This is a genomic window from Paractinoplanes atraurantiacus (genome assembly GCF_900215205.1).
Classification (GTDB): domain Bacteria; phylum Actinomycetota; class Actinomycetes; order Mycobacteriales; family Micromonosporaceae; genus Actinoplanes; species Actinoplanes atraurantiacus.
In genome coordinates this window covers 33126-57028 of sequence record NZ_OBDY01000044.1, presented here as the reverse complement: position 1 = coordinate 57028, position 23903 = coordinate 33126, and the positions used below count along the sequence as shown (strand labels likewise).

Sequence of the window (23903 nt, the reverse complement as noted above, 5' to 3'; positions counted from 1 at the left end):
CGCCGCCTGCCCCGGGCACGCCGCCTGCCCCGGGCACGCCGGCCGGGCCCGCCGCTCCGGGCGGGCCCGGCGGCACACCCCCCGCCCCGCAGCTGGCCACCAGTACCCAAGCGGCGCCCACCGCGGCCCAGCCGCCCGCGCCGGCTGCCGGTGCCGGTGCCGGTGCCGAGCCAGCCGGCGCGGCCCCGAATCCGGCTGCCGCTCCGCCGAAAGCCGCCGCGGCGACTCCCGCTGCCGTCACGGGGAAGCCCGCGGCCGCGCCCGCAAGGGCCTCCTCCCCGGCGGCCGCGCCGTCGGGCGGCCCGGCGTCGAAGCCCGCTCCTGCGGCTTCACCGGCCGCCGCCGCGGCGGCTCCGGCCGCGGCGAACGGTTCGCGGCCGCCGGCCGCGTTCCGGGCCGGGCACTTCGGCTGGTCCTGCGAGAAGTGCGGTACCTACCGCGAGGGCTACGCCACCGACGCCGAGTCGCGGGCCGACGGCAGCAAGCACGTCTGCCCACCCCGCGACCAGGACGACGACGCCGCGGTCAGTGCGCAGCCGCCGATGACCCCCCGGGAGCGGCTGCGGATGAGCGCGTCGCTGTTCGGCCGGTGCGGGGTGCCCAAACGCGCTGGTGACGGCGTCTGCGGCTCGACACCCGCCGAGGGCAGCGTCTTGTGCAGCTACCACGAGCAGATGTTCACCGAGCACCCCGAATGGCTGGCCCAGCGACTCGGCGAGACCACTCCCGAGCCCGGCAAGCGGCCGCAGTTACGGCTGGTGCCGCCTGCGGACGACGACAAGCCGGCCACCACAGACGGCCAGGACACCCGTCCTGGATCGAACACCGATCCGGGCGCCAGCCCGGAACAAGGAGGCACCACCGTGAGCACCACCGCCAGCGCCGAGACCACCAACATCGACGCCGCCCGGACCTTCCTCGAGGAACTCGGCGAGCACGTCAACGACGACCTGCTCGCCAAGGTCCAGACCGCCGCGGCGACCCTGGCCGGCAAGAACATCGACTCCGAGACGCTCGCCATCCTGGCCCGCATCCAGGAGCAGGGCAATGCTCTGGCGTCGCTGTGCGAGGAAGGCGTCGAGCACATCAACAACTACCACGGCAACATGGAGCAGGCCGTGAACAGCACCCCCGAGGCCGCTGACACGGACTTTTACCAGCACAGCTAATCCCCGTCCGCCCTCCGTGGGGCAGGTGCGGGGATCTTCCCTCCCGCACCTGCGCCGCGGTAGCCGCCGGGAACCCGTCCCGACCCTTCCGCCGCCTGAGCAGGAGCGACGCGATGACCAGCACCGACACCACGCAGCGCCCGGCCGGCGCCGGGCTGCCGCCCGCGCCGCCGCGGCCGCAGCCGGTTCCGGCCGCCCAGCGTCCACTGCCGCCGGCTCCCGGCATCAAGAGCAAGGGCCAGAAGGAGGCGGCCGGCCCGGCCGACGCCGGGCAGGTGCCGCGCAGCCGGCGGATGCGCGCGGCCCGCCACCAGGTGGCGGCGATGCCGCTGGCCGGGCACACCGCGCCGTGGCCGGTCACCCTGCTGCTGTGGGCCGGCGCCGCCGCCGCACACCACGGCCCGCACGGCGTGGCGATGACCGTCGCCGTGGTGGCGCCGGTCGCGGCGATCGTGTGGTGGTGGCAGTACGAGCGCGGCCGCTCTCGGCGGATGCGCCGCAAGCACCGCCGGCACGCCGCGATCGTCACCGGCCTGGCCCTGCTGTGGCTGGCCTGGGCGGCGCACGCCGGCGCCGGCGGCACGCACGCCCTGGTGCTCTGGTTCGGGATGGTCGCCGCGGTGTGGCCGTACTGGCGGCGGCGCACCGTTCCGATCCCGGCCTCGGTGGGCGCGCTGGCCGCGGTGCCCACCGAGGCCGATCCCACCCCCCACGCCGACGTCGATGACCGGCTGCCCGAGGTAGTCAAGTGGGACAGCAGGGTGGCGATACCCGGCGGCGCCGGGCCCGGCTCGTACCTGACCGACATGCAGCAGGTGCCCGGCGGGCGCACCTACACGATCCAGCTGGCGGCGGGCCGGCAGACCACCATGCAGATCCGCGCCGCGCAGGCGATGCTCTGCTCCGCGCTGAACCTGGCCATGGACGAGCTGATCGTCGACGCGCACCCGTCCGGGGCGCTGTCGCAGGCCGTGCTGACCCTGGTCGAGGGCCGGCCGCTGGCGCAGGTGTTCCCGCACCCCGGCCCGGACAAGGTGTTCAACCCGGCCACCGGGTACGCCGCAGTCGGGATGCACCCTGACGAGCAGCCAGCCGAGTGGGCGCTGTTCGTGCCCGGCTGGGGCCTGGCCGGTGGGGTCATCGTCGGCGGTATCGGCTCCGGCAAGTCGACGCTGATGAAGAACATCGCCACCACCGCGAAGCACACCGGGGTGCTGTCGGTGTGGGCCGGCTGCCCGGTCGGCGGCCAGTCCTTCCCGGCGCTGCTCAAGAACGCCGAGTGGTCGGCCTACGACGTCGCCGGGATCATGCCGCAGCTGCGCGGCCTGGCCCGGCTCATCGAGGTCCGCGGCGCGCTCAACAACGTGCTGGGCCGCGAGCTGCACGTGCCCACCGCCGCCGAGCCCGGGGTGCTGCTGTTCCTCGACGAGTTCCACAAGATCACCCGTAAGGACAACCCGGACTGGAAGGAAGCCGTCGCGCTGCTCGAGCGCATCGCCCAGGAGGGCCGTAAGGCCGCCGTCGCGGTGGTGGCGTCCGACCAGACCGTCAACATCCAGAAGACGTTCGGCAACTCCGATGTGATGCGCTCCAACCTGTGGTTCAAGAACCTCGCGGTGCTGCGGGTCGCCTCCGATGTGGAGAACGGCATGATCCCCGGCCTGGACGGGGTCAACCCGGCGGACCTGCCCGAACGGTTCAACGACGGCTCGCCCACCTCCGGGCTCGGCTACCTGCGCGGGCTGCGGGTCGCGCCGTTCCGCGGCTGGCTCACCCCGAACGCCGACGAGCTGCTCGCCGCCGCCCCGAACGTGGAACTGGACACGGTCAGCGCCCGCACGATCGGCGAGGCCTACCTCAACCGGCACGAGCTGCGCGCCCAGGCCCAGGTCGACCAGGCCCGCACCCTGCTCGACCTCGACCCCGAGCTGCTGACGGCCATCACCGCCGCGAACCCGCAGCTGGCCGCGGCGATCGAGGCGCACAAGGACCGCCCGCGGCGCCCCGCCGAACCGGCCGCGGGCCAGCCGAGCCGGGTCACCGGCGGCGGCACCGTCCTGCAGCTGACCGGGCAGATCAGCCCCGCCCCGTCGCTGCGCCTGCCCGACCCGGCCCCTGCCGAGACGGATGAGAACGGCCCGCAGCAGCGGGTCCTGGCCCTGCTGCGCTCCGGGATCACCGAGACCGGTGAGCTGCGCAAGGCGTACGGGTGCGGCGAGACCCGGATGCGGGACCTGCTCAACGCCCTCGCCGCCGCCGGTAAGGCCCGGTCGCCGAAGAAGGGCTACTGGGTCCCGGCCGACGCTCCCGCAGCCGCCGACGGCGAGCAGGAGACGCTGCTCAGCGCCGACCGGGAGCTGCTCGCCCACGCCGCCGAACTGGTCGTCAGCAGCCAGTTCGGTTCCACCGCGATGTTGCAGCGCAAGCTGCGCGCTCGCTTCGCCGAGGCCACCGCGCTGATGGACGACCTGCACACCCTCGGCGCCGTCGGCCCGTTCACCGGCGACGGCCGGCCCCGTGACGTGCTCGCCGGCCCCGGCGAGCTGCCCGCCCTGCTCACCCGCATCCGCGGCGGCCGCCAGGCCGCCTGACCGAGAGCACAACTCCCAAAGCCGACCGGTGCGCACCAGGCGTCCCGGCGCGATCTCGCACACCCGACACAGGAAGGACCACCCGTGAACCCCTCGATCACCACCCCACCCGAAACCGACACCGATGACGGCCCCGGCCGGCAGAGCCTGCTGCAGGCCCTGCGTGAGGCCGCCGGTGACAGGCCGCTGCTGGCCAGGGAGAACTGGCGGCTCGGTGTTGCCGGGCTGGCCGCCCTGGCTGTGCTGCTCGTGGTGCTGCGGCTGACCTGGCTGCTGATCGCCGCGTTCGTCGACGGCCTGCACGCCGGCGGCGGCACGCTGGGCGGCTGGCTGCAGCAGCACGCCACCATCGTGCAGGCCGTCAACGACCCGGTGCGCTCCTGGCTGGACAGCAACACCGCTGGGCTGCCGGTCACCGGTGGCGACCTGTGGCTGGTGTGGCTGACCGCGCTGTCCACGATCTGGCCGGCCGCGCTGGCGCGCTCGCTGTACGCGCGGATCGCCTGGGCAGCGCTCGGCGCCCTGACCGCCGCGGTCGCCTACGCCGGCGCCCCGCCCGGCGCCGGGATGGCCGCGGCCGGGCTGACCGGGCTGCTGTGGCTGCTGCTGTCGCTGCCCGTCTACGGTCGCCTGCTGCCCGGCAAGAGCCTTCCTCGCAACCGTAAGCGACGGGCCGCCCCCACCCTCTCCACCTCGTTCAGTAGGGAGTTCTGACCGTGGCCACCACCTTCACCCACCCTGACGTGCTCACCGTCGGCGTCCGCGACGGCTGGGCCGACCCCGTGACCGACCCGACCCGCATCGACTGGGCAGCCCGGCAGCGCGAGGCGGAGATCTGGTTCGACGTCGTCGACGGCCGGCCCGTCAACCCGCACGCGCCGACCGGGATCCGCTACGGCCGTAACGAGCTTGGCCACTGGGGCGAGGGCCTGGCCGCTGACGCGATCGTGGTCGCCATCACCGACGACGGGCAGCGGTGGCTGCTCATGGTCGAACGCGACGACTCCCGCGGCTGGGCGCTGCCCGGCGGCATGGTCGACCCCGGCGAGGATCGGTGGGCCACCGCCGAGCGCGAGCTCGCGGAGGAGACCGGGCTGCGGCTGCCCGAGCGGGTGATCCGCGAGCACTGGCTGCCCCGCTACGTGCCCGACCCGCGGGCCTCCGACGAGGCGTGGATCGTCACCCTGCCGATGTACGCCGACCTGAACGCGTACGGCGTGACGTTCTTCGCCGGCGAGGCGGCCCTGCCGCCGGTGACCGGCGGCGACGACGCCCGCCAGGCCCGGTGGCTGCCCGCCGGCAGCTACGCCGAACTGTCCGCCGCCGTGCACCAACACTTCAGCACCGTGTATCCCGCGCATGAGCAGCTGCTGCGCGACGTGCTCGACGGCCCGGGCGAGGCCGGCATGTTCCTGGAGATCTACGTCGACGATCAGCTCGCCGACTACACGCCGGAGCAGCTGCGGGTCGCGGCCGCGAACTTCCTGCGGTTACGTGAGGTGATCCGGATGACCATGGCCGACGTGTCCGATTGGGAGGACGGCGACGAGCAGGGCTGCATCGCTCAGCTGCGCGCCTACCTGGCCCACCTGAGCGACGCCGACCGCGGCACCTGCGACCTGTGCGGACGGGTCATCTTCGCCCCGCACCCCACCGCCGAGCTGCCCCGGCACCCCTGGTGGCATCCGCGCCGATGGGCTCACGCGTTCGGCGCCTGCTGGACGCTGCTGCGCTACGGCGGCTACCGGATCGCGCACCGCAGCTGCCTGCCCGTGCACCACTGACCCGTTCCGTCACCCGGCCGGCACGTCACCACCATGACGCGGGCGGCCCCACCGCCCTGAGAAGCAATGCGGGGCCGCCCACCACCTCAGAGAGGCAACGCCCATCATGCATCACCGTTCCGACACCCTCCCGGCGGCGGACCCCGCCGCCTCGCAGATCGACATTCCGCTCGACGAGCGCAGCGAGTCCCCGCTCGAGGCCCGGCTGGACGTCGAGACCCAGACCGTGCGCTCGATCGAGCCCCGCGCCGACGCCAAGGCCGGCACGCTGCTCGCCCTGTGCTCCGCCCTGCTGGTGGCCGGGCTGGCCCTGATGGCCACCGGCCGACTGCACGGCGCGGCCGCGGTCGGCGGCTGGGCCGCGATCGCCCTGATCGGCGCCGCGGTACTGGCGCTGACCGCGGCGCTGCGCCCGCAGCTGGCCGGCAACTTCGGGTTTCCGCGCTGGGCGCGCACCCAGCCGGAGCAGATCCTCACCGAGCTGGCCGCCGCCGACCGGCGCGGGCCGGCCGAGAAGGCCCGGCAGCTGCACCTGCTCTCCCGCGGCCTGCACACCCGCTTCGTCCGGATCCAGGTGGCGCAAACTTTGCTCGTGGCCGCGCTCGCGGCGGCCGCGGCCGCCGCGCTCGTCTCGGCCTGGGCCCGGTGACCGCCATGACCCTCGCTGTCTCCGCCGGCCTGCCGGCCGGCTACCCCCTCACCACCGCCCTGGCCTTCCTCGGTGTCCTGGCCGGGCTCGGGGTCGGGCATCTGATCGGCGACATGCTGCTGCAACCCGACCGGCTCGCCCGGGCCAAGGCCTTCCCCAGCGACGACCAGCTCGCCGCTGGGATCCACCCGTGGACCGGCTGGCCGGCCTGCCTGGCCCACGTCGGCCTGTACCTGGCCGCCCAGGCCGCGACGGTGGTGATCGTGGCCCTGCTCGTGCCGATGACCGGGGCCACCGCGCTGACCGCGCTGATCATCAGCGGGGCCAGCCACGCCTACATCGACCGGCGCTGGCTGGTCGCCGTCATCATCGCCCGCAAGCAGTGCACCGGCTGGGCGCAGGCCCCGTTCTGGGTCGACCAGGCCCTGCACGGCGCGGCCATGTTGCTGGCCGCCGCGGTCGCCGCCCGCACCACCAGTGGGACCGGGATAGCCGTCGCCGCCGGTGGCGGGCTGCTGCTGCTCGCCGACGCGCTGCGCGTCGAGCACCGGTACGCCCGCCTCATCCGGGCGCAACAGCATCGCCCGATCGTGCCCGCACGGGCGGGCGGTGACCGGGCATGAGCGCACCGACCAGCCGGCTGGCGTTGCGCGCGGTCAGCGACCTGTCCGACGCCTTCGACCCCGGAACCCTCGCGGCGATGCAGTACGACGCCGAACAGTTGGCCGCCCGCAACGACGAGACCGCGGGCGCCTGGCAGGCCCTCGCGGACGCGCTGGGCTCGGCCTGCGCGCTCGCCGAACACGATGAGCGCGAAAGGCGGACCCGGTCGTGACCACGAAACTCGGCCGGCCGGCGGCTGCCGGCCTCGACCACGAACAACTCCGGGCCGCCCTCGACGGGCTCCCCCTCCTGCTGCGCATCGCGGACCGGGCCCGCGGCTTCTACGGCCCGGTCGACTGCGCCGAAGGCGGCTGCGAGCACGCTGACGGCGAGCAGCAATGCCCGCTGCTCGAGGCCCGCTACGCCACCGCCGACGACCTGGAGCGGCTCGACGACGCCAAGACGGCCCTGCACCGCATCGGCGAGCTCGCCCGGCGCGGCCTGAGCGTGAACCCGGCCGACGGGCTCGACCTGTTCGGCCGCATCGCCGATCTGGCCGACGGCCCGGCCGCGGCCGCGATCGGCGGGCGGGCGCAGGTCGTGACGATCTGCGGCAGCACCCGGTTCCGGGCCGAGATCGCCGAGGCGAACCGGATGCTGACCCTCGCCGGTCACCTGGTCCTGGCCCCCGGGGTCTTCGGCCACGACGGCGACGAGATCACCGAGCAGCAGAAACAGCAGCTGGACCGGCTGCACCTCGCAAAGATCGACCTGGCGGGGTGGATCTACGTGGTCAACCCCGGCGGCTACATCGGGGAGTCCACCCGCCGCGAGATCGACTACGCGCGGCGCACCGGCAAGGGCATCGTCGCCCTGGTCGACGCCGGCGTCGACGGCGCTAGCCCCGCGCCGTGGCCGGTCGCGCGGGACGGAGCCCGGTCGTGAGCGCAGGCACGGGCATCGAGTGGACCGAGGCCACCTGGAATCCGCTGCTGGGCTGCGAGCGGGTCTCGGCCGGCTGCGACTCCTGCTACGCGATCGCCACCGCGACCGTCCGGGCCGGGCACCCGAACCCGAAGGTCGCGGACGCGTTCGCCGGGCTGACCGAACGCCGTGACGGCCGGCTCGACTGGACCGGCCGGATCAACCTGCTGCCCGAGCGGCTGACCGAGCCCTGGGGCTGGCGCAAACCACGGAAGGTCTTCGTCAACAGCCAAGCCGACCTGTTCCACGACGACGTGCCCGCCGAGTTCATCGCCCAGGTCTTCGCGACGATGGCCGGCACCGCCCGGCACACCTATCAGCTGCTGACCAAGCGGCACGCGCGGATGCGGGCGCTGCTCGGCTCGCCCCAGTTCGCCGCGCAGGTGAACGACGTCTTGGACGTGTGGGCCTACGACCTCGAGCCGTACGGATATCCCGCCTGGCCGCTGCGCAACGTGTGGCTGGGCGTCTCGGTCGAGGACCAGCGGTGGGCCGAGCTGCGGGTGCCCGCGCTGCTCGACGCCCCGGCCGCGGTGCGGTGGCTGTCGTGCGAGCCGCTGCTCGGCCCGATCGATCTGACCCGCCTGATCGCTCGGCCGGGCCCGCAGCAGCCCGACCTCGTCTTCGACGTCCTCGGCCGGCGCTGCGGCGTCCCGGATGTGTGGCAGGCGTCGATGTCGTCCGGGATCGACTGGGTCGTCGCCGGCGGCGAATCCGGGGCCCCGGGCCCGGCCGATGGATCTTGGCTGGGCGCGGTCGCTGCGCGACCAGTGCGGCGCCGCCGGCGTGCCGTTCTTCTTCAAGCAGGTCGGCGGCCGCACCGCGAAAACCGGCGGCCGGCTGCTCGACGGCCGTACCCACGACGCGATGCCCGCCGTGGCGGTGACCCGGTGACGGCCGCGGCCGTGACGTCGGCCGAAACCAGCAACATCGACGCCGCCCGGGCCTTCTTCACCAGTCTCCGCGAGCACCTGGCCGACGGCCTGGTAGCCCAGGTCCGTACCGCCCGGGCCACCCTCGCCGGCCGGCACGCCGACACCACCACCCTGGCGGTCTTCGACCGGATCTCCACCCAACTCGCCGCCATGGCCGCCACCTGCGGCGCCGGCGTCGAGCACCTCGACGCCTACCACGGCCACCTGGAGCAGGCAGTGAACACCACCGGCGAAGCCGCCGACACCGACTTCTACCGGCCCGCCGGCCCGGTCGCCGCCGGGCAGCAGCCCGGCGGCGCAGGCCGCGCCGCGAACGATGAGATCCCACCGCCGTGGCCGGACGAGGAGATCCGGCCGCAGTGGCCCGGGCACAAGCCGTCGCGGCGGTGGGAGTGGAAGGTGTCCGCGCACAAGCCCGGTGACTCGAAGAACGTCCAGTACGCCCTGCCCAGCGCCGATCTCGACTCCGAGCAGGCGCTGCGCGACTACGTCGAGGACGCCCTGCAAAGCTACGACTGGGTCGAGCTGTACCACTGGTATTCGGGCTCCGAGCTGACCTTCCGCCGGCGCCCGGACGGCTCGGTCGGCGTCGACCGGCGGCAGCTCAACCCGACCGCCGGCGCCCCGGGACACCAGCCGTGGTGACCGCGGGCAACAGCCTCGGCGGCACGATCGCCGGCCTGCACCAGCTGATCGCCGAGCACGGCGAGTTCCGGCTGGAGATCGTGGCCGGCCCCGACCCGGACAGCCCGAGCGCGGTCGTCTGGTTCCGCGCGGACGGGATCGCCGCGGCGATCGCCCAGGGGCGGCGGTTCCTGGCCGTCGCCGACGGCTCGGACGACCGGTACGGCGAGCTGTACCAGCGCAACGGCGACCTGGCCGACTTCCTGACCACCATCCACCTGGGAGCGTGATCCCGTCATGCCGTACGCCGACATCCTGACTGTGATCCACCACGACGACGCCCGCACCGACTACACCGACGCCCGCTACCAGCTGCACCGCGGCGGGGTCCGGGTCTGGACCACCGACGGGGAGACCGTCCACACTGATGTCCTGATGACCCAGGCGTACCGGGCCCCGCGCACCGGGCAGAACGCAGGTGTCCAATGACCGCGCCTGTCAGCGCCGAGACGGCGAACATCGACGCCGCCCGCGAGTTCTTCACCAGCCTCGGCGAACACCTCTCCGGCACCCTGATTGCCCGAGCCCGCACCGCCCGGGCCACCCTCGCTCAGCGCAACGCCGACACCAGCACCCTGGCCCTGTTCGACCGGATCGCCACCCACCTCGCCGCCATGGCCGCCACCTGCACAAGCGGCGTCGAGCATCTGGACACCTACCACGGCAACCTGGAGCAGGCAGTGAACAGCACCCCGGAAGCCGCCGACACCGACTTCTACCGGCCCGCAGCCACCACCCCCGGCGAGCAGCCGAACCCGGCGCCGGCCGCCAACGACTCCATCCCCGGCACCGCCGAGGACGAAGACGAGGCCTACGCCCGGGCCATGCAAGAGGCCGCCGCGTTCATCGACGCCACCACCGGCTCCCACCCGCAGCAGGCTCCGCCCGGCAAGGACCTACAGCACCGCCGGGCCGAGGGCGATGAAGACGACGAGCAGCCGTGGATGAGCCTGCCCGTGCGCAGCTCGAGCGTGTGCGAGCATGTCGACACGGTGTGCAGCCAGTGCCTCGAAGCGTGGTCATGGGGCCACGACCTGCGGGTGGCCGAGGTGCCCACCAGCGTCGACGTCGACGCCCACCACGCCACGGCCGACGAGATCTACCACTTCGAAGGCGACCCCGATCGGGACTTGCCGCCGTACTGGGTCGCCCGCCACGACCGCACGGTCACGTCGCAGATCGCCGACAGGCCGGTCAGCACCATCCTGCTGGCCGACGACGACCGGGCCAGCGCCACCTTCGCCGGCGAGTGCTGCGACACCACCCCCTCCGGGCCGGGCGCACCCCGCCCCGGCGACCGGATCGAGACCTCCGGCGAGCCCGGCACGGGCGCCGGCGCCGCGGCCGTCACCATCTCCTCAAGCACTCCGCAGGGCAACGGCTACCTGGTCAAGGGCACCGACCAGAACGGCCAGCCGTACGAAGGCGTCGTCGACGCCTGGAACTACGAGATCGTCCACCGGCCCACCCACCAGCAGCCAGCCCGAGCGCAGACCGCAGGTGAGAACGCGGGCGCCGCCCAATGACCGCCCCGGGCAGCGCCGAGACGGCGAACATCGACGCCGCCCGCGGCTTCTTCACCAGCCTGCACGCCCACCTGCACGACGATCTGACGGCCCGGGTCAGCACCGCCCGGGCCACCCTCGCCGGTCGGCGCATCGACGCCGCCACCCTGGCCACCCTCGACCGGATCCGCACCCAGATCAGCGGCATGGCCGCCACCTGCGCGATCGGTGTGGAGCACCTCGACGCCTACCACGGCAACCTGGAGCAGGCAGTGAACAGCACCCCCGAAGCCGCCGACACCGACTTCTACCGCCCGGACACCGGCGCCACCGCGGCGGCCGCCGGCCCCGGCACGGACGTGCCCACCGCCGAGTTGGCCGAACCCAGCGAGCGGGATCTGCTGGCCCGCGGCGCCCACATCGCCGTCTCGACGGTGCCGCGCCGGCAACGCGACCGGGCCCGCGAGTGGGACGCCGGCCGCGTCGACGCCCAAGAGCGGACGGCCGCGTACGAGTACGCCGACGCCGTACTCGCCGACCGGGCGCAGATCGCAGCCGGGCCGGGCGCCGAGCGGATGACCACGATGCGCGACCACGGCATCCTGCGCTGCCCGGCCTGGTGCCCGCAGAGCGACGACGAACATGAGCACGAGGCGCACATCGGGCCGCCCCGCACGTTTACCACCGAGGACAGCGACACGATCACCGTGCGGCCGCGGGTGAGCTGGTGGGACGGCGTCGAGCCGGCCGTCGAGCTGACCGTCACCCCGGCCGAGGACGGCGACGGCGCACTGGTGCTCACCGGCGCCGACCTGGCCCGGCTGCAGCAGCTCAGCACCGACGTCCTGGCCGACGCCGAGCAGCAGTACGACCATCCCGACCGGGCCACCGGTAAGCCGGCCTACCCGGGTGCCGTCTCCGAGCACGCCGGCGCCGAGCATGCCGTCGACGACCCGGCGGCCGCGGCGGCCGCGCTCGACCTGCAGTCCCGCGCCGGCGGCTACTACCTGAACGAAGACAGCGCCGGTGGCGACGAGAGCTCCGGCCCGTACCTGGACTGGTCGTCACGCGCCGAAGACGGGACCCGGCAGCTCGAGGTCGGTGACGGCGTCGACGCCATCACGCTCGACCTGTGCCCGGCGGACCTGCAGCAGCTCCGCGACGATCTGGGCCGTCTCGTCGGGGCGGCCACCGACGGCGCCGAGGATCCGGGCCAGCTGCAGCTGGACGGTGAGGACGACGGCGCCTACATCGACTGGAGCATCACTCGCGACGGGGTGCGGCAGGTCGAGTTCGGCGACAGCGTCGACGCCGTGCAGCTCGAGCTCACCGACGCGCAGCTGCGCGAGTGGCATGCCCGGCTGGAGTCGCAGGCCCAGCTCGACGGCCAGGACGAGCTATGAGCACCGCCGAGGTCACCACGGCCCAGACCGCCAACATCGACGCCGCCCGCGCGTTCCTGGCCAGCCTCGGCGAACACCTGTCCAGCCAGTTGTCGGCCCGGGTCAGCACCGCCCGGGCAACCCTCGCCGCCCGGCACGCCGACACCAGCACGCTGACCCTATTCGACCGGATCCACACCCACATCGCCAGCATGGCCGCCACCTGCGAGAGCGGTGTGGAGCACCTCGACGCCTACCACGGCAACCTGGAGCAGGCAGTGAACGCGACCCCCGAAGCCGCCGACACCGACTTCTACTGCCCGGACGCCAGCGCGTCCGGCGGGGCCTCCACGGACGATCAGGGCGGCCCCGGGCCGGGCGCCGACGTGGACATCGGCCCGGGCGCTCTGTGGCTCGGCGACGTCAACGCCGGCGTTGTCTCATGGGGCAGCCGGGGCCCGGCCGGTGGGCGCCGTGTCGAGATCGAGGACGGCGACGGAGAGTTCGCCGGGGTCGGCCTGACCCGCGAGCAGATGCGCGAGCTGCGTGACCGGCTCGCCGCCACCCTCGCCGGCGAGCCGGGCGCCGATGCCCGCATGGCCGCCGATGACGGCACGTTGAGCTGGCGAGCCGACGGCGACGGCCGGTACCGCCTGCGCGCCGACACCGGCGACGGGCACTGCGAGGTGATCCTGACCGGCGCGCAGATGCAGGCCGTACAGGAGCAGATTGCGGCTGATCTGGCCGGCGAGGACGCCGCAGCCGCCACCTTCCCAGGGGTGACGGGCCGGCTGGCCGACAAACACGCCGGTGTCTCGTACGACAACGACTCGGCGCTGACCGTGCCCCACGGCGCCCTCACCGACGAGCAGCTGCAGGCCTGCGGCCGCGCGGTCCGGCTCTACCGCAACAGCACCTACCGCCAGATCGGCGCGCACCTGCGCGGCGGGGACGACGAAGTGATGCAGATCCGCGAATACCCGGGCCAGACCGACGCCACCGCTGAGCCGGTATCCGAACACGTCGCCAAAATCGACCAGGCGATGCAGGCCGCGCCCCTGGACCAGCCGCTCACACTGTGGCGCGGCGTCCACGACCTGCCCCTGGTCGTAGGCACCGAGCCGGACAAGGACCTGACCGGCATCCAATGGACCGAGCAGAGCTTCCCGTCGACCAGCATCGACCCGAAGATCGCCAGTATCTTCACCGGCGACGACACCCTGCTGCGCCTGCACGTCCCGGCCGGCACCGGTGCGATCCAGCTCGATAGCCGGCCCACCGCCCTCGCACACAACCGTGAGGCAGAGGTCCTGCTACAACGCGGCCTACAGATGCGGATCATCGCCGACCAGCGCCAAACTGTCGACAAAGGCCACACCGCCGGCCAGCAGGACGCGCCACCGCGCGAGTACCGCGTTCTCGATGTGGAGGTCACCGTGCCCAAGCCCGCCGTCCCCGAGCCTGCCGTGCCCGAACCGGGCCGCTCGGCCGAAGAGATCGTCCCGCCCAACGGCGGATGGGGCATCGACCAGGGCCTGATGCACTTCGACGGTGCTCTCGGCCGGTTGTGGAACACCCTCGGCGACGACAAGCACCTGGAGGTCGACGGGCACGCCCTGGGCAACATCATCACGGACCTTGGCGAGGGCATCACCCTGCGCCGGCACGACACCAACCACGCCCTGCGCGAACTGCGCCGCATCCGCACCCACCTGCCCGACAGCAGCACCGCCGCCCAGCGTGTCGACGTCGCCATCGGCCGCCTCAACGCTCCGGACCGGCCGGCGCCCGCCCTGCCGGACAAGACACCGCAACAGCTGAAAGACCTGATGGCCGACCTCAACGCCATCCCGCTGGTCCGCCGCGGCTACGACGAAGGCAGCGGCGGCGTGGCGTTCCACGAGACCGACCAGCTAGCCGAAGTCACCCGCCGCTGGATGAACGGCGAGATCCACCGCAGCCAACTCGAACGCGAGCTGGAGGGCATGCTCCAGCGCCGCCACGAGTCATCCGAAGGCTGGACCGAGATCAAGGTGGCCGTCGGTCGCGCCTTGACCAACTTCCGCCAATGGGCGAAACGGCCGTCCTGAAATACGCGTACGCCGGCGGGCCCGGACCTTGAAGGTCGGGGCCGTCTTCTTGTGATCGCGGGGCCGCGCACAGCCCCTCGCGGGTTGGGACGCGGCTCAGTTCTGGCCGAGGGTGAAGCGGGCGTGGATCCGCAGCTCGTCGACGGACACCACGTTCTTCTCCCGGCGCGCGGCGAGCAACCCGATGTGCTCGAGTTCGAGGACCACCTGCCGCAGCTCGACGACGTCGAGGCGCAGCGCCGCGGCGAGCCGTTCGAGGGTCGTCGGCTCGTCGCCGACGACACGCAGCAGCGCCTCGGCGGCCGCGGCCAGGCGCTCGTCGACCGGTGGTGGTGCCGGCGGCGGGGTCCATTCGGCGATGGTCACGCGGGTCTGCTCGGCCGCACCGGACAGCGCCCGGTGGACCCGCTCGGCGTGCCAATGCGGCAGCCGCCCGTCGGCCACCTGCGCGCTCAGCTCCGTCAGGGCGGTCTCCCACCCGGCCGCGGTGCGCGGGTAGCGGGCGCGTACGACACGTTCGACGATCCGCTCGGCCGGCTCGGTACGCACCACGCCGGCGTCGACGTCGGCACCCAGACGCCGGCCAGCGGTGCGCGTTTCATACGCACGTTGCCGGCACGAGCGGTTGCAGTAGCGGCGCAGCCGCCCGGCCGGTGGCTGCTCCACCGGGCTTCCGCACCACCCGCACGGCATCTGTACGGGCCGTCCGGTGACGCTCATTCGACAACCGTAGATGCGCCATTGACGTTGCGACCAGGCGTGTTCGGCAAGAGGTGCGGTCGTACGGTACGGCTCAGTCTCCGGTGGCCGGTACGCCGAGCGCAACGTCACTGACGTTCCGCGCGACATTGGAATGCCAGGGGGTGTGCTGGGGTCTGACAGGCGCCTTGGGGAAGAGAGGATTCCCTCCTACCGGAGGGTGTCGGGGTTCGCGTTCCAGCGACCCTGATCTGCCAAGAGGGCGTTGACCCGCACTGTCAGATAGCCGCAGGGCGACATTCAAGATCGATCGTGGTGCTGAATGGTGAAGGCGTGGTGAAGCCCTGACGGAAGGGCCCGGCGCGAGCGCCTGACAGACGCCTGACAGATGGCCCGGGCGCGATCGCGCCCGGGGGGGCGTTACCGGGCGGCCGCGGTGGCGATCGCCTCGCCCGTGCCCTTGGCCGGCCTGGCTCACCGCGCCCGGTGAGCAGGTTTGGCGGCCAATCGCCATATCTTGCTCGGTCCGCCGCGTATTCGATCAGATGCGATTACGCGCTGGTTGGCACGCGCTTCGACCGGAGTGCCTTCTGAGCTGGTAACGCTCACCCTGGTCGGCTGGTTGCGCACGATCTTCATCGAGGAAGAGCCCTCCGTGATCTTGACCTGATGGCACTGCTTCGCGGGCTGGCCAGCGATGACGGACACGAGGTAGCGGTCGCCGGCCCGCGCCGGCGTGCGGACCGGCCGGATCCGCACGTGGGCGGCCGCACCGGGCGCGGGACGTAGATCCCGCCCAGCTCGTCGAGCTGCCAGTACACCCGGCCGGCGATCGCGGCGGCCAGGTCGGCATCGTCGATCACGGTCCGACCGTACGCGGCCCGGGCCACCGCGGCGGCTGGTAGCGATGCCGCTAACCCGTAGCGGGGCGTTGCCACCCCGCTCACCTGCGCCAACAGGTGGCCGGTTCTCGTTTTGCGACCAGGAATGAGGGCGCTGGTAGCGCCGCGGCAACGCCCAAGTGCCCGCGCCGTCCCGGTCGACCAGCTTCTCGTCGTCCTTCCCCGGGGCAGGTTCCCCGGTCGGGATTTCCCTTCCCCGGGAAGAGTCGGGGCTGGGCGGCTGGTGGCCGCGAGCCCTGCGAGCTGCACCGTTGGGCGATGGCGGGGCGGCCTGGCCCCGGCCGGACGGTGCGAGGCCCGGGCCGGGCCTGCGCCCGGCCAACAGCCGCAGGCCTGGCCGGGCGCGGCGGCGCCCAACAGCTGCTCTCAGGGTGCTGCCGGGCGCTGCCAGCCTCGCCGTTCGATACGCCATACGCCGGCGTCGGGCCACAGCTGGTAAATGCCGTCGGCGACCTCGCACGCCTCGGCAAGCGTGTCGAAGTCCTGTTCGCGTTCGTGGCTACCCCAGGGCAGCTCCATGGCGAACAGGTAGCCGCGGCCGCCGGGCAGCTCACCGAGCAGCACCCGGTAGAGCGCCCGCTCGCCGCCGGTCTCGGTCGGCGCGACGAAGATGGCGGTCTCGTGAATGCGGGCCACCGGCTGGCCGAAGTTCATGCCACCACGATCGCACAATCGTCGTACACATGTTCTATCCACAGGCTGTGGACGAGGCGCACCTGCCTCCCGGGGGCACGTCGGCTTCGTCGCGCCGACGTTGCCCCTTCCCCTCTTATGCGCGTCTGTCAGATGCTGCTCACCGCCACTTCTGTCGATCTTGCGGTCCGCCTGACAGACCCGGGCCGTTGTGGCGCCCGTACTGCTTGGCCTTCGCCGTACGCCGCCGGCGGGACGGCGCGACCGGCGGCTCGGGGTCGTCGACGTCGCCGGGGCTGGAGAACACCACCGGCGGGGCGGCGGGGCGATCCGTGACCGGCCGGGCGGGCGGGGTGAGCACGAGCTCCGGCTCCGGGGCCGGGACGTAGTGGCCAGCCTGGACCAGGGCGTCGTACACCGCGGCGACGGGCAGCCGGCCCGAGGTCAGCAGCAGCCGGACCGTGGCGGCGCCGGTGGCCACCACGGTGACCGGGACTGGCACCAGCTTGTTCAGCGCCTCCGCCGTCACCCCGCGCGCCGCCAGGTAGCCGGCGTCCTCGGGCTGCAGGTCGGTCTCGAGCCACGCCCGCACCGACCGGTCGGTGAAGCCGGCCCTCGCCCAGCGGGTGGCCTGCTCGTTCCACCGCTCCGCTTCGGCGGGCCAGATCCACTGCCGTCCCCGCAGCTCGAGCGGCAGGATCGCCTGGACCATCGGGCCCAGCCCGGCCACCTTGACCGACGGCCGGGGCCCGGCGGGGCGCTCGCGGCGGCGGCGACCCGGTGGCTGCGCGGCCGGCCAGGTGAACGGCCGCATCGGTGGCGGGGCCGGCCGGGCGGCGGCTGCGGCCTGCCGCGAGGCCTCGCTGACCGGGAACCCGATCGGGCCGAGCTCGTTCCCGCGCGGCCGCGGCGGCCGCGCGGGCCGCATCGCCGGCGCCGGCCGCGGTGGGGTGATCTGGATCGGGGCGACCGTGGTGATGCGCCGGGGCCGCGGCTGCGGCGGCGGCCATTCCTCGGACATCAGTTGCGGCACCAGTTCCCGGCGCGGCAGGTCGGTCTGGCCCAGCAGGACGAACACCTGCGAGCTGTCGAGGCTGCCGGACACCCCCACCGGCACCCCTGCCGCTTCGGCCAGCGCGACGACTCCCCCCGGTGTCATCTCGCTGTAGCCCATACTCGTGAGCCGGCGTGCCAGCTCACGAACCTTGATCTTCGACAAAGATTCCCTCCCCCGGGTGATCTTGACGCTTCGCCCAGACCATAAACCGCGGGTATGACAAAAAGGGCAACCTCGCTCGGCGTGCCGTACGTGTGTTCGCCTTACGGGGTCTCATCAGCGGGTTCGTGGTCCTCGCCGGCGATGGTGGGGGCCCAGATGTCGCCGCCGGAGTGCAGCACGATCCGCTCGGACCACTGGGCTGAGGTGACGGCGAGGTCGAGGCTGCGGCCGGGCTCGCGGTCGAGCCAGTGCCGAAGGCACGTCGACAGGTGGGTCACGGTGGCCGCGGTGTCGCGGAACACCAGCATCACCATGAAGGTCTCCGCGGCCGCGGCCGCGGCCGCGGGCGGCGAGTCGGCCCGGCTCCGGCACCGCACGGGTAGCGCGCCGACCTTCTCGTGCAGCTCGGTGAACAGCAGGTGCACTTCGTCCTGCCACCGGGGGTCGGCGCCGGTCAGACGGTCGCTGGTGGGCGCGAGGGTAAGCGTGGCGATCCCCGCCGGCTTGGTGTTCTTCTCGTCGTGCGCGCACTGCCACGTGGCCGGCAAGCCGGTGCCGGTGTAGGCGAATCGCAGCAGGGTCAGCGCCGCCATATCGGCGATGAGCGGCCCTTCGGCCGGGAACCACTCGTACAGCACGTGGTCGGCTTGACCGTGGTAGCCCAGCTCAATGAGGTAGTCGAGCAGCTCGGCCGCCGCGGCGGCGGGGTCGTTCTCGCCCCTCGCGTGCACGATGCGGTTGCGCAGCTGGGCGATCCGCCGGGCCGCCGCCACCTGCGCGGGACGGCTGCGCCGGCGCAGTCGGCGGGCGCCCGGGGTTCCCAGGGAGGATCGCTCGAGCAGCTGGTCGAAGCGCTCCGTATCGGCGTCGTGCTCATCCATCGGACCCACCTCCTGGCTGCTGTTTCTTCTCCTTCGTGCGCCACCGGTGCAGCACGCCCTCGATGGCGCGCACCGACGTCTCGTCGAGCAGTTCGAGGATCTCCTCCTGGCTGTAGCCGTCGATCGTCAACGCGAGGATCGCCCGGGTCCGGTCGTCCGCCCGGGCCAGATCGTCGCAGACCCGCTGGTTCCCGACGGTGATCACGCACGGGTCATCGGTGCGGCCCTCGGCCGGGGGCGGGGTGAGCCCGGGGTCGCCGTTGTCCTGCAGACGCCACCGCCTGCGCTGCGCCCGGCGTTTGCGGATCTCGTTGGGGAACACGTACAGGCAGGCGCCCATGAAGTAGGTGGCCAGGCTGGCCCCGCCCTCGAACCGCCAGCCGCCGCCGACCAGGGCCTGCTCGCGGAACCGCGGCAACGCCAGCGCGACGGTCATGATGGCCAACTCCTCCCGGGCGTCGGAGTCGCGGTAGAGCTCCTCCAGCTCGTCGCCGGACGGGTTGAGGGAGAACTTGCGCGCGGCGGTGAGCTTGAAGATGAAGCCCGAGTGCATCCAGCCGCGCAGCACCGACATGGCGTACGCGGCGAGCTCGTTCTCGAACCGCTCGTAGTTGCGGCCGGTGAAGTCGCCGGCGGCGAGCTCGGCCAGCAGCGCCTGGTCGGCCTCACGCCGTCGCAGGTTCTCCTGCAGCCGCCTGGTCTCCTCGGCGAACTCCGAGGTCATGTTGGCCAGCACCTGGTCGACCGGCACGGGGCGGCCGAGTTCGTCGCCGAGCCGGACGCCAGGTTTTACGACTGCAGCCGCGCGTGCGTCGCCCGCGGGCGTCTCGCCCGCCGCGCTGCCGCCGTCCACCGTCACCGTCGCCCTTTCGATCCTCGCCGAAGGCGCCCCCAAAAACCAGGGTCGCCTGCGGCGCCCGCCGTGCCTGATCAACGAGGTATCTCTAAGTCACGACGCAAGCTCAAAACAACTGTCTTGTAGGTGCGCCGCCCGGACCCACCCCACGGACTTCCTCAAACTTTTTTCTGCGAGCCGCGGGCCGAAGAAAAGCGCAGGCCGGGCGTGGGGTGCCCCATCCCTCACGACTTACCAGCCGGTGTCCTTTTCACCACCTGACTGGAGGTTCTCCGGTGACACCGACACCCCCCGGCCCACTACTGACCGTCCGCGCCGCCGTCGTCTTCCTGATCACCCTGATGATCGGAGTGGCCGCCGGCTGCCTGGCGTACCTAGCCGACCATTCTGTCCCCTCGGCCGTGCTCTGGGGCGGCGGCGCCGCGGGCGGATCCCTGCTGCTGTTCCACACGATCATCGGACGGTGACGGGCGGCCACCTTCTGACGTCGACCAGCGCGACGGCAGGAGGCGGCCGCCCGTCCTCGGGCAACCGATGTGCGGCGAGAGCAGCGTCTCGATAGTGCTGCCGGGCGATGCCCTTCTCCCCATTTGTTGCGCTCGGGGCCGAGCGCCAGTTCGCTGTTGACCTATGGATAGTTCTCCCAGCTCAGGGCATAGAAACTGGTCCGGTGACATTGCCGCGTAACCAGCCGGTCCCGGCCCGGAGCACCAGTTTTCCGGGCAACGTCGTAGCGGTGGCGTTTCGGGTCGGGGCAGGCCAGGTACGGCGCCCGGCCGACGTTGCCGCGACGCCGCGAGACGGGTAGTAACCCCCTGGCATTACCCAGCAACGTCGAGGCCGGCCCGGGCACGAGAACCGAAACCGCCGAGGCCGCGGAGGACGGCGAGCCGGTCTACCGGCGCAAGGCGTCGTCACATAGATACATTTCGGGCTCTGGTACGCGGATAATCGCCGCCATGACAGACAGCACGGCCCGCAGGCATCAGGTCTGGTGGCAGACCGTGGACTTCCGGCCCGCACCACCCGGCTGGCGTGTCGTGTCGCTGTTCGGCGACCGCCGCGACGTTCTTCCCATGCCCGGCTGGCTCATCCAGGAGCGCTACCTGATCGACGAGCACGGCCAGGTAGTTGCGGAGCCCGGCGACGGCGTCCGCGGGCGCCAGCGCCGGATCGCCCCTGGCGTAACCGTCGGGGCCTTCCACTGGTGTGTCGAGCCGACCGACGAGAACATGCCCGAGGTCGACAGCACTTGGATGATCCTGGCTCCCGGGCAGCCCGAGCCCAGCGAAGAGGACCAGGTCGCCGAGGTGCAGCGGCGAACCGAGGCGGCCGCCCAACGTGCCGCCGCGCGAAAGGCCGGATAGCCCTCTGCCGGAGGCCCTCACTACAGAATCGCGGCGCGGAACGTGGCTGCTGTACAGCCCAGCTCGGCCAGCTCACGGACCTCGTCCGGCGTTTGGCAGTCGGGACAAACGCGTCGGTCGTCGCCCTGGCAGCCCTCGGGCCACCAGGTGCACACCTCGGCGCCCCACGAGAACGTGGTGTGGCCACACCGTTCGCACTGGATCTCGTCGCGCATCACATCAGGCTCGTAGATCATGCTGCTCGAGGCGTCGCATGACGCGCGCCCGATCAGGTGAGAAGGTGCGGCCACAACAAGGACCCAGGCAGCTACCGTCAGTTTCATGGGTTTCGATGAGGCGCTGGAACGGGCCATCCGATGAGCGACGCAGAGAAGGTCCCTCTCGATCAGTTGGCGTACATAGCTCTCGAAGCGCTGGAGGCCTCCCGCGGGGCGGGGACCAGCGACGTGGACGCCACCCGCCGGCGCGACGAAGCGCAGACACTCGCGATGATCGCGATCGCCGGCCAGCTCGCCGAGATCAGAAAAGGCCTGACCGAGGTGAAAGACGCCCTCGAAGACCAGGACGGCTTCGGAGTCGGCGCCCACGCCCGCAATGCCGGCGACTGGCTGGAGAAGATCTCCGACCGACTGGCGAACATGTGAACCGATCGTCCTACTGGTCGAAGGCTCTTTCGACGACAGCCCGTCTGCTCTGCCGTGCCGGCTCGGAAATAGCGGCCGGAGGTCTCGATGGAGGCGTGCCCGAGCAGGGCCTGGATCTGGGCGGGGGTCGGCGCCGCTGTCCCGGAGCCGAGTGGCGTAGGTGTGGCGCAGCCGGTGCGGGCGCAGGCCGGGCAGGTCGGCGTCGGCGCCGACGGCGAGGACGACCTGGGTGATGCTGGAGACGGTGAGCCGGCCGCGCTGGCCGGCGGTGGGCCGGGGTTGCGGCCGCGTTCATCGAGCCAGGCGCAGACCGCCTTGCGGCCGTCCTGGGTGCAGCGGGACGGACCTCACTGCGTGAGGCCGTAGTTCAGCATGAGGCGCTGAACCACGGCCTCTGTTCTTGACGTTCCCGCTCCCCGCTCACCGTGTTCGGGGATTCTCCGACAGGGGCAAGTCCCCGATGACCGCTGTCCTGATCGGATCTTCTCGCGTCAGGCGAACTCCCGCTACAGGATGTAGATCGTCTCTTCGGTTCCGTCCTCATGCTTGATGGTCAGTCGGCCGTTGTTGCGCTCCAACAGACCCTCGATGATCTCCAGGACTTGCACTCCCCTGTTGATCAGTTCGGTCTTGGTCGGACCGCCGGTGCGGCTGTTGCCGGCCATTCGGTTGAGTGCGGCGACCGCGCGAGGAGTGAGGTTGACGGTGGTTCGGGTCAACTGGTTGGGCCCGCCCTGACCGATTGGCGGATCGGGCCGAGTTGTCGGCGGGGTGGGCGGACTAGTCGCGGTGTCCGCGTCGTCGGCCTCTACAGGGGTAGCCAGATCAGTCATCGTCGATCTCCTTACTGCTGAGCGACGGTTCCGAGGCGGGCATCTCGTGGCAGTACCACCGTCGCGGCTCGGGCAAGCCGGGCGACCAACTCACGCGCGGCCCCGAGCTGCTTGCGCGCGAACATCACCAGGTCCACACCTGCCAGGCCATGCGCGATGGTCGCGACGAGCCGCAGCAGGAGCATCCTGATCACGCGGAGCCGCTTCCTTGGCATCGCGGCATTGGCTCTGTCTGGTATGCCGGGTTGAGGTCCTAGTCTGGACATGATTCGCTTCTCCCTGTCCTTTGCCAACGTGGGGTCGTACGCCTGCACGTTCGCATCAACCGGCACCGAGGACATGGCCCCACAGCGATGGACCATCTGCCTCCCTCCACGGTGCCAGCTGCGCTTTTGCACTCACCAAGTATGCATATCGCGGTTCAGCTCATCATGCATACCGGAAAGCTAGCTGTCGTCCCTCCTACGATGCATCAAACATGAATCTTGCTCTGAGATCAACAGTTTCACCTGTTGTCATAAGCGGGAGTTCCCAGCTAGTGCGCACGGTATCCGTGCTGCACAACGAGCGACATTCACTCACGTAGTTGATCTGTGACCTGTGTCACTTGTAAGGGATTGGCCGTCACTCGCAAGCGTGAAGAGATCAACGTATGTATCCAGAACCGAACGATTGATGCCTCCAGGTACGGAGTTCTACGCGTACGCGTGGCTGTTTACAGGTAGCCTCACCCATGGAGCGCTGAACGCCTTACAACTCCGCCCCCGAGGAGAGGATTACCGATGTCCGATAGTCCAGCCGCCGCGGAAGATCCGGAGCCCACCCGTCGACCACGCAAGGTGGGCGACGAGCGCGGCTCCAAAGAGATAGAGATTGAGCGAACCTTGGCCGCGGCGGCCGCCGAAGCCGCGGCCGCGAATGAAAACGAGATCACCTCAGGCCTCGAGGTCTCGACACCAGCGGGAGCTGCGGGTCCTGGCCAGCAACCCGTGATGGATCTGGTCAATGACCCCTTCCATCGCGGCATCCGTACCCCGGTGGCCGATCCCACCGTCGTGGCCGCGGACCAGAATGGCTTGCGTTTCGGCCCCTTCCAGATCACCTCTGGTTCAGCGGGCACTTACAGCGACTACTCCTTCCAGGCCGCCGGCAACAGCATGTTGCGATTCCTCTACGCCGCCCTGGGCACTGGCGTGGTCAGCGCGGCAACCGGCGGAGTGCTCGCCGAGCCCAGCGGGCAGGACCTGCTCCTCATCGGCGGCGCGACCGGCTTGGTACCTGTGCTCGTCGGTCTCGGAATCAACATCAGCCGGCTGGCACGCCGAAAGCGCTAGCCAGCGGCTATCCGAACGACGCCCGCGCTCGCCGCCGATGGATCCGGCCTCACAGCGCGGGCTCAAGGGAGGTCGACCCCAACAGCGGGGGTGGGTCGACCTCTTCCTCTATGTCGCGGTTCAGGTCAGCGGCTTCTCGATGCGGGTCACCCCGGCGGC

General features: G+C 71.8%; 26 protein-coding genes. 18 read left to right on the top strand and 8 right to left on the bottom strand.

Translation table 11 applies throughout. From position 1 onward, the window contains the following. The 14 genes from CRP55_RS53725 to CRP55_RS48470 form a co-directional block, all read left to right on the top strand. On the top strand, nt 1–1169 hold a 1169-nt coding region (locus CRP55_RS53725), incomplete at its 5' end, for a hypothetical protein (RefSeq protein ID WP_218855148.1). Nucleotides 1170–1282: 113 nt separating this feature from the next. Further along, a complete protein-coding gene (locus CRP55_RS55465) occupies nt 1283–3760 on the top strand; it encodes a DNA translocase FtsK (protein WP_245923930.1) in 2478 nt (825 codons plus the stop codon). A gap of 84 nt (nt 3761–3844) precedes the next feature. Continuing rightward, nucleotides 3845–4474, top strand: coding sequence for a hypothetical protein (locus CRP55_RS48525; RefSeq protein WP_097328893.1), 630 nt, complete (start codon nt 3845–3847; stop codon nt 4472–4474). A gap of 2 nt (nt 4475–4476) precedes the next feature. Then, the gene (locus CRP55_RS56605; RefSeq protein WP_097328892.1) at nt 4477–5544 is read left to right on the top strand and encodes an NUDIX domain-containing protein; all 1068 of its coding nucleotides are present in this window, start codon (nt 4477–4479) and stop codon (nt 5542–5544) included. A gap of 106 nt (nt 5545–5650) precedes the next feature. Further along, complete coding sequence (locus tag CRP55_RS51850; RefSeq protein WP_101536264.1) at nt 5651–6193, top strand: Pycsar system effector family protein; 543 nt, start codon at nt 5651–5653, stop codon at nt 6191–6193. A 5-nt stretch (nt 6194–6198) separates the two neighbouring features. Then, nucleotides 6199–6816: a DUF3307 domain-containing protein gene (locus CRP55_RS51845; protein WP_143235491.1), complete on the top strand. Its 618-nt coding sequence runs from the start codon at nt 6199–6201 to the stop codon at nt 6814–6816. Next, nucleotides 6813–7028, top strand: coding sequence for a hypothetical protein (locus CRP55_RS48510; protein WP_097328891.1), 216 nt, complete (start codon nt 6813–6815; stop codon nt 7026–7028). Before CRP55_RS51845 ends, CRP55_RS48510 begins: the two co-directional genes overlap by 4 nt. Continuing rightward, the gene (locus CRP55_RS54215; protein WP_218855146.1) at nt 7025–7741 is read left to right on the top strand and encodes a hypothetical protein; all 717 of its coding nucleotides are present in this window, start codon (nt 7025–7027) and stop codon (nt 7739–7741) included. The genes CRP55_RS48510 and CRP55_RS54215 overlap by 4 nt, the downstream gene beginning before the upstream one ends. Next, nucleotides 7738–9360, top strand: a complete 1623-nt coding sequence (locus tag CRP55_RS56600) for a DUF5131 family protein (RefSeq protein WP_438865857.1) — start codon at nt 7738–7740, stop codon at nt 9358–9360. The genes CRP55_RS54215 and CRP55_RS56600 overlap by 4 nt, the downstream gene beginning before the upstream one ends. Then, nucleotides 9357–9629, top strand: a complete 273-nt coding sequence (locus CRP55_RS48490; RefSeq protein WP_245923928.1) for a hypothetical protein — start codon at nt 9357–9359, stop codon at nt 9627–9629. Before CRP55_RS56600 ends, CRP55_RS48490 begins: the two co-directional genes overlap by 4 nt. A 7-nt stretch (nt 9630–9636) precedes the next feature. After that, on the top strand, nt 9637–9828 hold the full coding sequence (locus CRP55_RS48485) for a hypothetical protein (protein WP_097328889.1): 192 nt from the start codon (nt 9637–9639) through the stop codon (nt 9826–9828). After that, nucleotides 9825–10925: a hypothetical protein gene (locus tag CRP55_RS48480; RefSeq protein WP_097328888.1), complete on the top strand. Its 1101-nt coding sequence runs from the start codon at nt 9825–9827 to the stop codon at nt 10923–10925. The genes CRP55_RS48485 and CRP55_RS48480 overlap by 4 nt, the downstream gene beginning before the upstream one ends. After that, a complete protein-coding gene (locus CRP55_RS48475) occupies nt 10922–12307 on the top strand; it encodes a hypothetical protein (protein WP_097328887.1) in 1386 nt (461 codons plus the stop codon). Before CRP55_RS48480 ends, CRP55_RS48475 begins: the two co-directional genes overlap by 4 nt. Beyond that, a complete protein-coding gene (locus tag CRP55_RS48470) occupies nt 12304–14376 on the top strand; it encodes an ADP-ribosyltransferase (protein ID WP_097328886.1) in 2073 nt (690 codons plus the stop codon). The genes CRP55_RS48475 and CRP55_RS48470 overlap by 4 nt, the downstream gene beginning before the upstream one ends. 96 nt (nt 14377–14472) lie before the next feature. Here CRP55_RS48470 and CRP55_RS51835 read toward each other — a convergent pair whose 3' ends face one another. From CRP55_RS51835 to CRP55_RS48445, 5 genes are all read right to left on the bottom strand, one after another. Then, nucleotides 14473–15096: a hypothetical protein gene (locus tag CRP55_RS51835; protein ID WP_101536262.1), complete on the bottom strand. Its 624-nt coding sequence runs from the start codon at nt 15094–15096 to the stop codon at nt 14473–14475. A gap of 1247 nt (nt 15097–16343) precedes the next feature. After that, the gene (locus tag CRP55_RS48460) at nt 16344–16631 is read right to left on the bottom strand and encodes a hypothetical protein (protein WP_097328885.1); all 288 of its coding nucleotides are present in this window, start codon (nt 16629–16631) and stop codon (nt 16344–16346) included. Nucleotides 16632–16770: 139 nt separating this feature from the next. Beyond that, complete coding sequence (locus CRP55_RS48455; protein ID WP_143235489.1) at nt 16771–17829, bottom strand: hypothetical protein; 1059 nt, start codon at nt 17827–17829, stop codon at nt 16771–16773. 101 nt (nt 17830–17930) lie between these two features. Next, nucleotides 17931–18710 carry a hypothetical protein gene (locus CRP55_RS48450; protein WP_097328883.1) on the bottom strand — a complete coding sequence of 260 codons (780 nt, stop codon included), beginning with the start codon at nt 18708–18710 and terminating at the stop codon, nt 17931–17933. Further along, entirely contained in the window at nt 18703–19569 is an 867-nt protein-coding gene (locus tag CRP55_RS48445; RefSeq protein WP_097328882.1) for a hypothetical protein, read from the bottom strand. Before CRP55_RS48445 ends, CRP55_RS48450 begins: the two co-directional genes overlap by 8 nt. A gap of 272 nt (nt 19570–19841) precedes the next feature. On the opposite strand from CRP55_RS48445, the gene CRP55_RS48440 reads away from it, so the two are divergent. Continuing rightward, nucleotides 19842–20033: a hypothetical protein gene (locus tag CRP55_RS48440; RefSeq protein WP_097328881.1), complete on the top strand. Its 192-nt coding sequence runs from the start codon at nt 19842–19844 to the stop codon at nt 20031–20033. A gap of 492 nt (nt 20034–20525) precedes the next feature. Further along, nucleotides 20526–20933 (top strand): hypothetical protein, encoded by a 408-nt coding sequence (locus CRP55_RS48435; RefSeq protein WP_097328880.1) that lies wholly within the window; start codon nt 20526–20528, stop codon nt 20931–20933. Between the two features lie 20 nt (nt 20934–20953). Here the strand turns inward: CRP55_RS48435 and CRP55_RS48430 are convergent, their stop codons facing one another. Next, nucleotides 20954–21256, bottom strand: coding sequence for a hypothetical protein (locus tag CRP55_RS48430; RefSeq protein WP_097328879.1), 303 nt, complete (start codon nt 21254–21256; stop codon nt 20954–20956). 33 nt (nt 21257–21289) lie between these two features. Here CRP55_RS48430 and CRP55_RS48425 point away from each other — a divergent pair, with 33 nt between their 5' ends. Beyond that, nucleotides 21290–21577 (top strand): hypothetical protein, encoded by a 288-nt coding sequence (locus CRP55_RS48425; RefSeq protein ID WP_097328878.1) that lies wholly within the window; start codon nt 21290–21292, stop codon nt 21575–21577. Between the two features lie 506 nt (nt 21578–22083). Here CRP55_RS48425 and CRP55_RS52615 read toward each other — a convergent pair. Beyond that, nucleotides 22084–22410 (bottom strand): hypothetical protein, encoded by a 327-nt coding sequence (locus CRP55_RS52615; RefSeq protein WP_143235485.1) that lies wholly within the window; start codon nt 22408–22410, stop codon nt 22084–22086. Between the two features lie 11 nt (nt 22411–22421). Beyond that, nucleotides 22422–22604 carry a hypothetical protein gene (locus CRP55_RS48415; protein ID WP_097328876.1) on the bottom strand — a complete coding sequence of 61 codons (183 nt, stop codon included), beginning with the start codon at nt 22602–22604 and terminating at the stop codon, nt 22422–22424. Between the two features lie 645 nt (nt 22605–23249). On the opposite strand from CRP55_RS48415, the gene CRP55_RS48410 reads away from it, so the two are divergent. Next, complete coding sequence (locus CRP55_RS48410) at nt 23250–23744, top strand: hypothetical protein (protein ID WP_097328875.1); 495 nt, start codon at nt 23250–23252, stop codon at nt 23742–23744. Nucleotides 23745–23903: the final 159 nt, after the last annotated feature.

What these genes read in the sequence shown, in the direction of transcription:
- CRP55_RS55465 (WP_245923930.1), top strand. Translation starts at nt 1,283, where the DNA reads ATGACCAGCACCGACACCACGCAGCGCCCGGCCGGCGCCGGGCTGCCG.
- CRP55_RS51850 (WP_101536264.1), top strand. Translation starts at nt 5,651, where the DNA reads ATGCATCACCGTTCCGACACCCTCCCGGCGGCGGACCCCGCCGCCTCG.
- CRP55_RS51845 (WP_143235491.1), top strand. Translation starts at nt 6,199, where the DNA reads ATGACCCTCGCTGTCTCCGCCGGCCTGCCGGCCGGCTACCCCCTCACC.
- CRP55_RS48510 (WP_097328891.1), top strand. Translation starts at nt 6,813, where the DNA reads ATGAGCGCACCGACCAGCCGGCTGGCGTTGCGCGCGGTCAGCGACCTG.
- CRP55_RS48485 (WP_097328889.1), top strand. Translation starts at nt 9,637, where the DNA reads ATGCCGTACGCCGACATCCTGACTGTGATCCACCACGACGACGCCCGC.
- CRP55_RS48480 (WP_097328888.1), top strand. Translation starts at nt 9,825, where the DNA reads ATGACCGCGCCTGTCAGCGCCGAGACGGCGAACATCGACGCCGCCCGC.
- CRP55_RS48475 (WP_097328887.1), top strand. Translation starts at nt 10,922, where the DNA reads ATGACCGCCCCGGGCAGCGCCGAGACGGCGAACATCGACGCCGCCCGC.
- CRP55_RS48470 (WP_097328886.1), top strand. Translation starts at nt 12,304, where the DNA reads ATGAGCACCGCCGAGGTCACCACGGCCCAGACCGCCAACATCGACGCC.
- CRP55_RS51835 (WP_101536262.1), bottom strand. Translation starts at nt 15,096, where the DNA reads ATGAGCGTCACCGGACGGCCCGTACAGATGCCGTGCGGGTGGTGCGGA.
- CRP55_RS48460 (WP_097328885.1), bottom strand. Translation starts at nt 16,631, where the DNA reads ATGAACTTCGGCCAGCCGGTGGCCCGCATTCACGAGACCGCCATCTTC.
- CRP55_RS48450 (WP_097328883.1), bottom strand. Translation starts at nt 18,710, where the DNA reads ATGGATGAGCACGACGCCGATACGGAGCGCTTCGACCAGCTGCTCGAG.
- CRP55_RS48435 (WP_097328880.1), top strand. Translation starts at nt 20,526, where the DNA reads ATGACAGACAGCACGGCCCGCAGGCATCAGGTCTGGTGGCAGACCGTG.
- CRP55_RS48430 (WP_097328879.1), bottom strand. Translation starts at nt 21,256, where the DNA reads ATGAAACTGACGGTAGCTGCCTGGGTCCTTGTTGTGGCCGCACCTTCT.
- CRP55_RS48425 (WP_097328878.1), top strand. Translation starts at nt 21,290, where the DNA reads ATGAGCGACGCAGAGAAGGTCCCTCTCGATCAGTTGGCGTACATAGCT.
- CRP55_RS52615 (WP_143235485.1), bottom strand. Translation starts at nt 22,410, where the DNA reads ATGACTGATCTGGCTACCCCTGTAGAGGCCGACGACGCGGACACCGCG.